Source organism: Nioella sediminis, assembly GCF_001879695.1.
Lineage (GTDB): Bacteria > Pseudomonadota > Alphaproteobacteria > Rhodobacterales > Rhodobacteraceae > Nioella > Nioella sediminis.
The window spans coordinates 15,146-28,456 of the sequence record NZ_MNBL01000141.1; the positions used below are offsets into that span (position 1 = coordinate 15,146).

General features: G+C 65.2%; 11 protein-coding genes. 5 read left to right on the forward strand and 6 right to left on the reverse strand.

Features of this window, described 5'->3' with window-relative positions:
• Nucleotides 1-105 precede the first annotated feature (105 nt).
• Nucleotides 106-762 carry a GntR family transcriptional regulator gene (locus tag BKY26_RS16170; RefSeq protein WP_071691413.1) on the forward strand — a complete coding sequence of 219 codons (657 nt, stop codon included), beginning with the start codon at nucleotides 106-108 and terminating at the stop codon, nucleotides 760-762.
• Here the strand turns inward: BKY26_RS16170 and BKY26_RS16175 are convergent.
• From BKY26_RS16175 to BKY26_RS16200, 6 genes are read right to left on the reverse strand one after another with little or no spacing between them, the layout of a single operon-like run.
• Nucleotides 759-1,700: an ABC transporter permease gene (locus BKY26_RS16175; protein WP_071691414.1), complete on the reverse strand. Its 942-nt coding sequence runs from the start codon at nucleotides 1,698-1,700 to the stop codon at nucleotides 759-761. The two genes, BKY26_RS16170 and BKY26_RS16175, sit on opposite strands and share 4 nt — an antisense overlap.
• Nucleotides 1,697-2,740, reverse strand: a complete 1,044-nt coding sequence (locus BKY26_RS16180) for an ABC transporter permease (RefSeq protein WP_071691415.1) — start codon at nucleotides 2,738-2,740, stop codon at nucleotides 1,697-1,699. The genes BKY26_RS16175 and BKY26_RS16180 overlap by 4 nt, the downstream gene beginning before the upstream one ends.
• Nucleotides 2,730-4,250, reverse strand: a complete 1,521-nt coding sequence (locus BKY26_RS16185; RefSeq protein ID WP_071691416.1) for an ABC transporter ATP-binding protein — start codon at nucleotides 4,248-4,250, stop codon at nucleotides 2,730-2,732. Before BKY26_RS16185 ends, BKY26_RS16180 begins: the two co-directional genes overlap by 11 nt.
• Entirely contained in the window at nucleotides 4,247-5,605 is a 1,359-nt protein-coding gene (locus tag BKY26_RS16190) for an amidase (protein WP_071691417.1), read from the reverse strand. The genes BKY26_RS16185 and BKY26_RS16190 overlap by 4 nt, the downstream gene beginning before the upstream one ends.
• A gap of 13 nt (nucleotides 5,606-5,618) precedes the next feature.
• Entirely contained in the window at nucleotides 5,619-6,602 is a 984-nt protein-coding gene (locus tag BKY26_RS16195; protein WP_071691418.1) for a BMP family protein, read from the reverse strand.
• Between the two features lie 37 nt (nucleotides 6,603-6,639).
• Entirely contained in the window at nucleotides 6,640-7,941 is a 1,302-nt protein-coding gene (locus BKY26_RS16200; RefSeq protein ID WP_071691419.1) for an amidohydrolase family protein, read from the reverse strand.
• A 259-nt stretch (nucleotides 7,942-8,200) separates the two neighbouring features.
• On the opposite strand from BKY26_RS16200, the gene BKY26_RS16205 reads away from it, so the two are divergent.
• The 4 genes from BKY26_RS16205 to BKY26_RS16220 form a co-directional block, all read left to right on the forward strand.
• The gene (locus BKY26_RS16205) at nucleotides 8,201-9,088 is read left to right on the forward strand and encodes a LysR family transcriptional regulator (protein WP_071691420.1); all 888 of its coding nucleotides are present in this window, start codon (nucleotides 8,201-8,203) and stop codon (nucleotides 9,086-9,088) included.
• Between the two features lie 89 nt (nucleotides 9,089-9,177).
• Nucleotides 9,178-9,654 carry a formate dehydrogenase subunit gamma gene (locus tag BKY26_RS16210; RefSeq protein WP_071691421.1) on the forward strand — a complete coding sequence of 159 codons (477 nt, stop codon included), beginning with the start codon at nucleotides 9,178-9,180 and terminating at the stop codon, nucleotides 9,652-9,654.
• Complete coding sequence (locus BKY26_RS16215; RefSeq protein ID WP_071691422.1) at nucleotides 9,651-11,168, forward strand: formate dehydrogenase beta subunit; 1,518 nt, start codon at nucleotides 9,651-9,653, stop codon at nucleotides 11,166-11,168. Before BKY26_RS16210 ends, BKY26_RS16215 begins: the two co-directional genes overlap by 4 nt.
• Nucleotides 11,169-11,277: 109 nt before the next feature.
• Nucleotides 11,278-13,311, forward strand: a 2,034-nt coding sequence (locus BKY26_RS16220; RefSeq protein WP_071691423.1) for a molybdopterin-dependent oxidoreductase, incomplete at its 3' end; no start/stop codon positions are given.

Here is a 13,311-nt window from a genome sequence, read left to right on the forward strand (position 1 = left end):
AATATATGATATTTTGAAAAACGTAAAAAATCCTGCTAGATTGAAGCTTGTCAGACAAGTTGCTACTTGTCGGGAAAACGAAGGAATACCGGGCAGGAGATCGGTATGATCAAGACACTGAGCACAGTAGGCTCAACCACCTACGACGCGATCAAACGCGATATCATCTTCGGGCGGCTTGCGCCGGGATCGAAGCTGAAGCTGGAGCCGCTGAAATCGCGCTATGCCGCCAGCGTGTCCACCTTGCGCGAAACCCTGAACCGTCTGGCCAGCGAAGGCTTTGTCGCCGCCGAGGAACAACGCGGGTTCTTCGTGACCCCGGTCTCGCGCGAGGATCTGATCGAGATCGCCGATCTGCGGGTGCTACTGGAATGCTCCGCTCTCAAGGTCTCGATCGAGAACGGGGACGCGGATTGGGAAGGCAACCTTGTGGCTGCCCATCACAAGCTGCACCTGATGGAAAAGCAGATGCTGTCCGGGGATGAGACCAACAAGGAACAGTGGAAGCGCTATGACTGGGAATTTCACCTGGCGATGATCCAGGCCTGCAATTCCCGCAACCTGCTGTCCCTGCACGCCACGTTGTTCGACAAGTACCTGCGCTACCAGATGCTCGTGCTGACCCATCGTGGAGAAATCGCAGCGCAGGAACATCGGGCGATGTTCGAAGCGGCGCTCGCGCGGGACGCTGCGAAGGCCCAGGCCATTCTGGAAACCCATATCCGCAACGGCCTGTCCCACGCGATGGCGGCGTTCAACTAGCGCTCCCCGCGCCGGTAGGGGGCCATCAGGGCGGCGGGCACTTCCGCGCGCCGCGCCACCAGGATCAGCGCCACGATGGACAGCACGTAGGGCGCCATCAGGAACAGCTGATAGGGCACGCCCTCGATCGCCGTTTGAAGCCGCAACTGGTAGGCGTCGAAGAAGGCGAACAGCAGCGCGCCGATCAGCGCCTTGCCCGGTCGCCAGCTTGCGAAGACCACCAGAGCAATGCAGATCCAGCCGCGTCCCTGCACCATGCCGGGGAAGAAACTGTTGAACGCCGCCGTGGTCAGGAAGGCCCCGCCAACGGCCATCAGGGCGGATCCCGCCACCACGGCCCCGATGCGAATGCGGATCGGGTTCAGCCCCTGCGCCTCGACCGCATGGGGGTTTTCGCCGGTCATGCGAATGGCCAGCCCAAGGGGCGTGCGCGCCAGAACGTAGGCCATGACCGCAACTGACAGCAGCGCCAGATAGGTCGGTACGCTTTGGGAAAACAGGATCGGCCCGACAATGGGCAGATCCGACAGGATGGGCAGATCCAGAGGCTGAAACGCCTCGATTGCGGGCGGGGTTTCGCCCACCACCACGATCAGCCGGTAGAGGTAATAGGCAAGCGCTGAGGCAAAGAGCGTGATGCCAAGCCCCGAGACATGCTGCGACAGGCCAAGTGGCACCGTCAGCCCCGCATGGATCAGCCCCATCAACGCCCCGCAGATCGCGGCCACCATCAGCCCCACCAGCAGCGGCGCGCCCATGTACACGGCGAGCCAGCCGCTCATCGCGCCCATGGTCATGATGCCCTCAATCCCAAGGTTCAGCACGCCCGAACGTTCGCACAGCAGCGCCCCGAGGACCCCGAAGATCAGCGGCGTCGCAATGCGCAGGACGGCGGCCCACAGGCTCGTGTTCATCAGAAGGTCAATCGCGTCACTCATCGGCGCACCCGGTAGGTTGTAAAGAGAAGGGCCACGATCATGGTCAACAGGCACAGTGCCACGATCACATCGGCGATGAAGCTGGGAACGCCGGTCGCCCGGCTCATGGCATCAGCGCCGACGAAGACCGTGGCCACGAAGACGGCAGCGGCGACCACGCCCGCAGGGTGCAGCGCGGCCAGCATCGCGACGACGATCCCCGCGTAACCGAAGCCGGGGCTCATGGTGGTGGTGACGCCAGCTGTCACGCCCATGACTTCGACTGATCCGGCGAGGCCAGCCAAAGCGCCCGACAGCAGCGCCACGCCCATGATGGTCTTGGGCAGCGAAATTCCCGCGAAGGCAGCCGCCGAGGCATTGAGGCCCGCCGCCCGTGTTTCCGCCCCGAACACCGTGCGCGCCAGCACCAGCCAGACGGCCCCGGCGGCGGCGATGGCGAAGAGAAGCCCGATGTGAAGGCGGGTTCGGGGCACCAGATCAGGCAGGCGGAAATCACCGTCCACCGGCACGGAAGAAGGCCAGCCGAAGGCCAGCGGGTCACGCATCGGGCCCTCGATCATCAGGCCCACGAAGAGGATGACGATGAAATTGAGCAGCAAGGTGGTCACCACCTCATCCACGCCAAAACGCAAGCGCAGGAAGGCAGGCCCCGCCAGCAGCGCGGCACCCGCCGCCATGCCCGCCAGCATCAGCAGCGGAATGCCGATCCAGCCCGGAACCCCGAGCGAGTGACCAATCCACGCAGTGACCAGCGCGCCAACGAAGAACTGTCCCTCGCCGCCGATATTCCACAGCCGCGCGCGGAAGGCGACGGCGGCGGCAAGGCCGGTGAAGATGAGCGGCGTGGCGCGGGTCAGCATTTCCGTGATCGACAGGCGAGAGCCGAGCGCGCCGGTCAGCATCTCGCCATAGGCCGTCAGCGGATTGACCCCCGCCGCAGCAATCAGCCCCGCCGCCAGCAGAAGCGCCGTAAACACGGCTGCCAGAGGCGCGAGGATGACAAGATGCAGGGGCACATGGGCGCGTCGTTCAAGCCGCATGATCGTCCTCCGTCCAGACACCGGCCATCATCAGGCCCAATCGTTGCGGGTCGGCCTCGTCTGCCGAAATGGGCTCCGACAGGCGGCCTTTCACGATGGCCTGAATGCGGTCCGACAGGGCCACGGCTTCCTCCAGTTCTTCCGATATAAGAAGGATCGCGGCGCCCTCGGCCCGCGCCGCCAGCAGTTCCGCATGGACAGCCGCAATCGCGCCCTCATCCAGACCCCGCGTTGGCTGGTTGGCCAGCACGAAACGCGGTCCGTTGGACAGGACACGGCCAAGGATGAGCTTTTGCATATTGCCGCCCGAGAGCAGCCTGATCCGCGTGTCAGGGGCCGCCCCGCGAATGTCGAAGCGCTTGATCAGGTCATCGGTGTAGGCCTTCGCCGCCCCCTGCCGCACGAAGCCTCGTCGGGAAAACTCCGGCGTGCGCAGCCGTTCCAGCACGGCGTTTTCCCACAAGCTAAGCTCGCCCACTACGCCCTCCGCATGGCGGTCCTCCGGCACCCGGCCAGCCCCCGCCCGGATCATGCCGCGCGGTCCCAGATGGCCCACGTCCTGATCGGCCAGTGTCAAGGTGCCCGACGCCGGATGCGCAAGCCCCGACAGAAGCGCGCCAAGCGCCGCCTGACCGTTGCCGGAGACACCGACGATGCCCAGGATTTCGCCCGCATGGACGGTGAAGGACACGTCATCGAGCCGGGTTTCCCCGCCATCCGCCACCCGCACCTTGTCCGCCACCAGCACCGGCGCGCCGATCTGGTGGTCGTGGCGCACGGGCCGTTCCACCTTGCGGCCCACCATGAGTTCGGCCAACTCGCCGGGACTGGTCTCGGACGTCTTGCGTTCGGCCACCATCCTGCCGCCCCTCAGCACCGCCACCCGGTCAGAGGCCGCCATGACCTCGTGCAGCTTGTGGCTGATGAAGATGAGCGACAGGCCTTCCTTGGTCATGTCGCGCAGCGTCTCGAACAGCCTCATTGCCTCGGGCCGGGCCAGCACCGCCGTGGGTTCATCGAGGATCAGCACCTGCGCATCGCGGTAGAGCGCTTTCAGAATTTCCACCCGCTGCCGTTCGCCCACGGACAGCGAACTGACCTTTGCCTCGGGCTTGACCGGCAGGCCGAAGCGGTCGGCAATCGCCATCAGTTTCTTGCGTGCGGCCCCCCGCGCCGATGTCAGCCGCGTCAGCGGCTCTGACCCCAGCATCACGTTTTCCAGAACCGTCAGGTTGCCCGCCAGCGTGAAATGCTGGTGCACCATGCCCACGCCCGCCGCGATGGCCGCGCGGGGCAGGCCGGGGGGCAGCTCTTGCCCGAAGACCTTCACATGCCCCTCATCGGCGGCGTAATGGCCGAAAAGGATGTTCATCAGCGTCGTCTTGCCAGCGCCGTTTTCCCCAAGCAGCGCAAGGATCTCGCCTTGGTCCAACGTCAGGGTCACGTCGTCGTTCGCGGTCAGCGCGCCGAAGCGTTTGGTGATGTTGTGAAGCTCCAGAACCTTGGTCATACGGGCAGGCCTGCGATTGGGGACGGGAAGGGAAGGGCGGGGGCGCGGGTTTCGATCATCCGCGCCAGCGAGAGCAGCGCGAAGTCCGCGCCCTGCGGGCCGATCAGTTGTACGCCAAGGGGCAGGCCATCGGCCATGCCGAAGGGTAGGGCCATGGCGGGCAGGCCCGCGACATTGGCGAGCGCCGCGTTCGGGGCGAAGGCCTCCAGCGCCGCCATATGCGCCTCGGGGTCGCTGCCCGACAGGTCCAAAGCGCCGACGGGCAGGGGGGTAGAAGACAGAACCGGCATCAGCACCGCGTCAGCCGCGACGAAGAGCTTGCGGGCGCGGTTCGTCAGGCGCGCCAACTGCCGGGAGGCGGCGAATAGCGCGGTGGCGGGTGTGGCGCGACCCTCTGCTGCCATGGCAGCGGCGAGGGGCGGCACCTGATCGTCTGGGATTTTCAGCGCGGCCAGCCATTCGGCTAGGGACACGGCCAGGATGGTGCGCGCAATGGCATGGGCCTCGGCCCCTAAGCGGTCGGGCGCGGGGATGTCATGGACCTCGCAGCCCGCGTCGCGCAGCGCCTCGGCGGCGTCTTTCGCCGCGCGCGTTTGGTCCGGGCCGCAGCGGTCGGGCAGGGCCAGCGCAATGCGGGGGCGCTCCGACAGGTGGAAGGGCGCAAGCGGCTGGTAGACGGCTCCGAAGGCGGCCTCCGCGTCGCGCACGGAGCGGGCCAGCACCAGTTCCGACGCGATTCCCATCAGGTGATTGGCGAAATCCGGCCCGCCGGGTGTCGCGCCACGGGAAGGTTTCAGTCCGGTAAGGCCGCAACAGGCGGCGGGCACGCGGATGGACCCGGCGGCATCGGTGGCATGGGCGATGGCGACGAGGCCCGCAGCCACTGCCGCCGCCGCGCCGCCGGACGACCCGCCGGGGGTGAGGTCCGGGTTCCACGGGTTGCGGGCAGGGGGAAGGCCCTCCGGCTCGCAGGTCAGAGACAGGCCGAACGGGGGTGTCGCGGTGATCCCGAAGGCGATCAGGCCGGTGCGCCGCAGGTCCTGCAACAGGTGGCTGTCAGCCTCTGGCTTGCGCGCCTGCGCCCGGATCGCGACGGACCCGGCGGCTTGCGGCAGGCCCTTGGCCACTCCACCCAGGTCCTTCACCAGAAACGGCACCCCATGAAACGGCCCGCGCTGGTCCATTGGCAGCTTATCCGCCGCCGCAGCCCCTGCGCGAGCCAAGTCCTCGTCCAAATGTACCACGGCCCCCAAAGCCTCCTGCGCATGGCAGGCGGCAAGGCTGGCCTCCATCACCTCAGCGGCAGAGACCCGCCCCTCGGCAATGGCGGCGGCAAGGGCCGTGGCGTCAGTCACGTCTGCGTCCCGATCAGGCCGGTTCGCTTTCGTCGATCGGAACGTCCCATTCTCCAGACGCAATGGCCGCCTGCTTGGCCTCCATCGCCGGGATCGCCTCGGCGGGCACTTCGTCGGCCACGTAGATCAGTTCGTTCCCGCCATGGGCCATGAAGGAGTATTCCGTGTAGTTCCGGCCAGTGGGGTTACCTGCCTGCACGTCTGCGACGATGGCCTCAATCGTGGGCCCGTAGTTCCAGATCGCGTTGGCAAAGACGGTGCCCGGGTAACGCGGCGTGTAGTCGATCAGCGAGCCAATGGCCTTGACGCCCCGCGCCTGCGCCGCGTCCGCCGTGCCGATACGTTCGCCGAAGAGGATGTCGGCCCCGGCGTCGATCTGGGCAATCGCCGCTTCCTGCGCACGGGCCGGGTCGAACCAGGCGCCGATAAAGCCGTTGAGGAAGGTGGCATCGGGGTTCACCTCGGCCACCCCCATGCGGAAGGCGTTGATCAGCAGGTTCACCTCGGGGATCGGATAGCCACCGACGGAGCCAAAGACATTGCTTTCGGACATATGGCCCGCCAGCATGCCCGCAAGATAGGCCGCTTCGTGGTTGCGGGTGCCGAAGACGCCGAAATTGTCACCATCCGGCCCGCCGGAAGACCCCATCAGGAACGCGGTTTCGGGATAGTCGCCCGCCACTTCGCGCGCCTCACGCTCCACGGCGTAGGATTCGCCCCAGATGATCTGCGCGCCGCCTTCCGCATATTCGCGCATGGCGCGGGGGTAGTCGGTGGGGGCCACGCCTTCGGAGAATTCATATTCGATGAGGCCAGAGGCCGCGGCCTCCTGCATCGCCAGGTGGATGCGGCTGTTCCAGGCGTTTTCGACGGGCGACATGTGGACGCCTGCGATGCGCACAGCCGATTGCGCGTTCACGCGGCGCACGAAGGCAGGTGTGGCGAGCGTTGCCGCAGCACCAATCATCAGCTGACGGCGGGTGGTGGTGAGTTTCATGGGTGGATCCTCTCTGTTGAGTTCGGTTTTAGTTTTTTTATGTTGGGTTTTCCGCCGAGACCGGCGCGTAGTCCGCCGGGTCGAGCGTTTCCGGGCGGCCGGGCAGGGACAGCGTGGCCAGGCGCGGGGCAGTGTGGGCCAGCACCTTGCCGTGTTTCAGAACCGCCAGCCGCGTGGCCTTCATCCGCACCGCCTCGATCGGGTCTTTGGCCTGCAGCACGACCATGCTCGCCGGGCCGCCCTTGCGGATCGTGGGGTCGGGCAGGCCCATGGCCTTGGCGCCGTTCTGCGTGACCGAGGTAAACGCCCATTCCATCGCCTCGCGTGAGGTCATGGGCACCGCATGGACGCCCATATGGGCCACTTCCAGCATGTCGGCGGACCCGAGCGAATACCACGGGTCCATGGTGCAATCCTGCCCGAAGGCCACGTTGACACCCGCCGCGCGCAGTTCCGGCACACGGGTCAGGCCGCGGCGGCGCGGATAGGTATCGGACCGGCCCTGAAGGGTGATGTTGATCAGCGGATTGGGCACCACGTTCATGCCGCTTTCCGCGATCAGCGGGATGAGCTTCGACGCATAGTAATTGTCATAGGAATGCATCGCGGTGACGTGGCTGGCCGTGACCCGCCCACCAAGCCCGAGCCGCGTGGTCTCATAAGCCAGCGTTTCCACGTGGCGCGACATCGGATCATCGCTTTCGTCGCAATGCAGGTCCAGCATCAGGCCGCGCTCTGCCGCGATCTCCGCCAGCCGCGTGACCGAGCGCGCGCCATCGACCATGGTGCGCTCGAAATGCGGGATGCCGCCCACCACATCGACCCCCATGTCGAGCGAGCGGATCAGGTTTTCCTCTGCCTTTTCCGCGCGGTAGAGCCCGTCTTGCGGGAAGGCTACCAGTTGCAGGTCGATATAGGGGGCGACCTGTTTGCGCACCTCCAGGAGGGCTTCTACGCCGACCAGCGGCGCGGTCGACACGTCCACATGCGACCGGATCGCCAAGAGCCCCTGAGACACCGCAAGGTCGCAATAGCGAAGCGCGCGTTCGATCACCGCGTCGGGCGTCAGCAGCGGCTTCAACTCCCCCCACAGCGCGATGCCCTCCAGCAGCGTACCCGACACGTTCATGCGCGGCAGCCCAAGGCTCAGCGTCGCGTCCATGTGGAAATGTGGGTCGGTGAAGGGCGGGCAGACGAGCCGGTCCTTGGCGTCGATCTCTTCCCGCGCGGTCGCGTCGATCCGGGGCGCGATCTCTGCGATCTTGTCGCCCTGGATGGCGATATCCACCGGCCCCTGTCCGTCCGGCAGGTTTGCCTGCCTTATGATGATGTCCAGCATCCCCCATCTCCCGATTTTTGACTATATGGTAAATAAATTTCGCAAAATCCCCAAACCTTTCGTGGAATTTGCCCCGAAAAAACGCTTCTGTCACATTTTCCGGCACTTACTGGCGGCGATTGCCTGTAAAAAAGTGCCGTTGGGGAAGCTTTGCCCAGACCAACCCCTAAAGAAACGCCGAATCAGATTCGCATGCGCCCTTTTCAGAGTAGCGGGAGCGGTCTATCAATATTCCTGCATTCGATAGGAATCCTCTATTATGCTCGACAAGCTGGAAATGTTCATCGCGGTGGCGAAAGAGGCCCATTTCGGCCGCGCCGCGCAAAGTCTCGGGATCACGCAGCCGACGCTGTCTGCCGGGATCAAGCAACTGGAGGAACAGCTTGGCGTTCAGTTGATCTTTCGCGGCTCGCGCTATGGCGGGCTGACGCCGGAAGGACACAGCGCGCTGGTCTGGGCGCGCAAGATCGTGGGCGACGCGCGGCAGTTGCGCGAGGAAATGCGCTTTTCGCGCCACGGGCTGGCAGGGCAGCTGCGCATCGCGGTCATTCCCACGGCGCTGACCTGGGCGGGCAAGCTGACGACACGGTTTACCGAAAAGCACCCCAATGTGCGCTTCACGATCCTGTCACGCACCTCGATCGAGATCCTGACCATGATCGAAAATCTCGATGTGGATGCGGGGATCTCCTATCTCGACAACGAGCCTACGGGCCGCGTCAGCACTGAGGCGCTCTATGAGGAGCGCTACATGCTGGTCTGCCGCAGCGATTCCCCCTTCGCGGGGCGAAAAGAGGTGCGCTGGCGTGATCTGGACGGCCAAAAACTGTGCCTTCTGACGCCGGACATGCAGAACCGGCGGATCATCAATAAAAACTTCGAGAGCGCGGGCGTGGTGCCGGAGGCGACGGTGGAGTCGAATTCCACGGTGGTTCTGGTCGCCAATGTGCTGGAGGGCGGCTTTCTGACGGTGCTGCCCGCCGATATGGCGCGCTTCCTGACCGGGGGAAAACCCCTTGAAATCATTCCGCTTTCAGGGGCGGGCAGGGGGCATTCCGTGGGGTTGGTCGCGCCATGGCGCGAACCCCATACTCCGGTGCTGGATGCGCTTCTGTCCGAAGCACGGCGGATGTCGGAGGTGCCTTGATAGGGAATTTCTATCAACTGACGGAAAAGCGATATTGAATCACGAAGGTCGCGCGGGTGAATAGGGCCCTGACAAGACCGGAGCCAGCCATGTCCCTTTCCCAGCCCGCCCCGAGTGCAGAGGAGATCCGCGAGATCGTCGCCTCTCAACTGCATCTCGAAGGACCGCTTCTTCCCATTTTTCATGCATTGCAGGACGCGTTCGGCTGTGTGCCGGAAGGCGCCCTGCCGGTGATCGCAGATGCGCTGAACATCACCCGCGCCGAGGTGCACGGGGTGATGAGCTTTTACCACGATTTCCGCGAGGTTCCGGCGGGCCGTCACGTGGTCAAGATTTGCCGCGCCGAAGCCTGCCAGGCCGTGGGCGCCGATGCTCTGGCAGCACGAACGCTGGAAAAACTGGGCACCGAATGGCACGGCACCACCGCCAATGGCGCGGTGACGATCGAGCCGGTCTATTGCCTCGGCCTCTGTGCCTGCGGCCCCGCCGCGATGGTGGACAACAAGGTCGTGGGCCGCGTCGATGACGCGAAAATGGCGAAACTGCTGGCGGAGGCGGGCGCATGAAGATCTACGTTCCCCTCGACAGCGCCGCCAAGGCGCTTGGCGCGGATGAGGTGGCAGGCGCGATTGCCGCTGAGGCCGCTGCGCGTGGTATGGATGTGCAGGTCATCCGCAACGGCACCCGCGGCATGATCTGGCTGGAACCGCTGGTGGAAGTGGATCAGGACGGCACCCGCGTGGGCTATGGCCCGGTGTCGGTCGAGGATGTTCCGGCGCTCCTTGACGGCAAGCTGGCCTCGCTCGGCCCCGTGGAGGATATCCCCTTCCTCGCCAAGCAGACCCGCCTGACCTTCGCCCGCGTGGGCGTGATCGACCCGCTGGACCTCGCCGATTACGAGGCGCATGGCGGCTTGGCCGGTCTGCGCCGCGCGATTGCGATGACGGGCGCGGAGATTGTCAAGGAAGTCACCGACTCCGGCCTGCGCGGTCGCGGCGGGGCAGGCTTCCCCACGGGGATCAAGTGGAACACGGTTCTGGGCGCGGAGGCCGACCAGAAATACATCGTCTGCAACGCAGATGAAGGCGACAGCGGCACCTTCGCCGACCGCATGGTGATGGAAGGCGACCCCTTCTGCCTGATCGAAGGCATGGCGATCGCAGGTCTCGGCGTCGGCGCGACCAAGGGCTATGTCTACCTGCGCTCGGAATACCCCGATGCGATTGCGGTGATGGAAGAGGCCGTGCGCCGGGCGCGGGCTGCGGGGGTTCTGGGGGCCGATGTGCTCGGCTCCGGCAAGGGTTTCGACATGGAGATTCGCGTCGGCGCGGGGGCTTACGTGTGCGGTGAGGAAACCTCTCTGCTCAACTCCCTCGAAGGCAAGCGCGGGATCGTGCGTGCCAAGCCGCCGCTGCCTGCTCTGGAAGGCTTCCTCGGCAAGCCCACGGTGGTGAACAACGTGCTGTCGCTCGCGACCGTGCCGGTCATCTTCGAAAAGGGCGCGGCCCATTACGCGGGCTTCGGGCTTGGCCGGTCGAAGGGAACCATGCCGATCCAGATCGCGGGCAATGTGAAATTCGGCGGGCTGTTTGAAACGGCCTTCGGCATGCCGCTCGGCACATTGGTAAACGAGGTCGCAGGCGGCACCGCCTCGGGCCGTCCGGTAAAGGCGGTTCAGGTCGGCGGGCCTCTGGGCGCTTACCTGCATCCCGACCAGTTCGACACGCCCTTTGGATATGAGGAGTTCGACCAGGCGGGCGGGCTGATCGGCCATGCTGGCGTGGTGATCTTCGATGACAGCGCCGACATGCTGAAAATGGCGCGCTTCGCGATGGAGTTCTGCGCAGTCGAAAGCTGCGGCAAGTGTACGCCCTGCCGGATCGGCGCGGTGCGCGGCGTTGAAACCATCGACCGGATCGCGGAAGGCGATGCCGGGGCCATCCCGCTGCTGACGGACCTCTGCGAGACGATGAAAGACGGCTCGCTCTGCGCGCTTGGCGGGTTCACACCGTTCCCGGTAATGTCGGCGCTGACGCATTTCCCCGATGATTTCGCGCGCCAGAAGGAGGCCGCGGAATGAACTGTTCAATGACTGGTTTCGCCGCCTTCGGCGTCGACCAGCCGGGGGGCGCTGCCCCCCGGACCCCCCGAGGTATTTTCGCCAAGATGAAGGCGATGGAGGTTGTGGCATGAAAGACCTGATCATTCCCTGGGACGCCGACCGCGATTTCGGCACCCCCGCCAAGGAAGGCAAGCCCGTCACCCTGACCATCGACGGCTTCGAGGTGACCGTGCCGGAAGGCACCTCCGTCATGCGCGCGGCGTCCGAGGCCGGGATGCAGATCCCCAAGCTGTGCGCGACCGACAGTCTGGAGGCTTTCGGGTCCTGCCGCCTGTGCGTGGTGGAAATCGAAGGCCGTCGCGGCACCCCAGCCTCCTGCACGACGCCGGTGGCCGAGGGCATGGTGGTTCACACCCAGTCCCAGAAGGTCAAGAAAATCCGCAAGGGCGTGATGGAGCTTTATATCTCCGACCACCCGCTGGACTGCCTGACCTGTGCGGCCAATGGCGATTGCGAATTGCAGGACATGGCTGGCATGGTCGGTCTGCGCGACGTGCGCTACGAAGAGCCCAAATCGGGTGGTTTCGCCAACCACTTCATGGCGCGCGACACCTCGGGCGAGGCCAACGCCGAGTGGCTGCCCAAGGACGACTCCAACCCCTATTTCACCTATGATCCGTCCAAATGCATCGTCTGCTCGCGCTGCGTGCGGGCCTGCGAGGAGGTGCAGGGCACCTTCGCGCTGACGATCCAGGGCCGGGGCTTTGACAGCCGCGTCTCCGCCGGGGCCGCGGGCGACGATTTCCTGTCCTCCGATTGCGTCAGCTGTGGCGCCTGCGTGCAGGCCTGCCCGACTGCGACCCTGCAGGAAAAATCGGTGATCGAACTGGGCACGCCCGAACGCTCGGTCATCACCACCTGCGCCTATTGCGGGGTGGGCTGTTCCTTCAAGGCGGAGCTCAATGGCGACGACCTGGTCCGCATGGTGCCCTACAAGCACGGCAAGGCGAACCGGGGTCATTCCTGCGTGAAGGGTCGCTTCGCCTATGGCTACGCCACCCACACCGACCGCATTCTGAACCCGATGATCCGCGACTCGATTGACCAGCCCTGGAAAGAGGTCAGCTGGGACGAGGCGCTGAGCTTCGCCGCGACCAAGATGCGCGGGTTGCAGGAGACCTACGGCAAGAAGTCCATCGGCGTCATCACCTCCAGCCGTTGCACCAACGAGGAAACCTTCCTCGTCCAGAAGCTGGCGCGCGGCGTCTTTGGCAACAACAACACCGATACCTGTGCGCGGGTGTGCCACTCACCGACCGGCTACGGTCTGGGCCAGACTTTCGGCACCTCGGCGGGCACGCAGGATTTCGACAGCGTCGAACATACCGATGTGGTGATCGTGATCGGTGCGAACCCGACCGATGGCCACCCGGTTTTCGCGAGTCGCCTGAAGAAGCGCCTGCGCGCGGGCGCGAAGCTGATCGTCATCGACCCGCGCCGGATCGACCTGGTGAAATCGGCCCATATCAAGGCCGCCCATCACCTGCCGCTGCGTCCGGGCACCAACGTGTCCGTCGTGACCTCGCTCGCCCATGTCATCGTGACCGAGGGTCTGATGGATGAGGCCTTCATCCGTGAACGGTGCGATTGGGAAGAATTCCAGGAATACGCGGAATTCGTCAGTGACCCGCGCCACAGCCCCGAAGCCAACGAGATGCTGACTGGCGTCCCGGCGGAGGAGCTGCGCAAGGCCGCGCGGCTTTTCGCCACCGGCGGCAATGGCGCGATCTATTACGGGCTTGGCGTGACGGAGCACAGCCAGGGCTCCACCACCGTCATGGGCATCGCCAACCTCGCCATGCTGACCGGCAATATCGGCCGCAAGGGCGTGGGCGTGAACCCGCTGCGCGGGCAAAACAACGTGCAAGGGTCCTGCGACATGGGCAGCTTCCCGCATGAACTGCCGGGCTATCGCCATGTGAAACTGCCCGAAGTGCGCGAGATCTTTGAGAAGGCATGGGGCGTGGAGATCGACCCTGAACCCGGCCTGCGCATCCCCAACATGCTGGATGCCGCCGTCGATGGCACATTCAAGGGGCTCTACTGCCAGGGCGAGGACATCCTGCAATCGGACCCCGACACGAAACACGTGGCGGCGGGC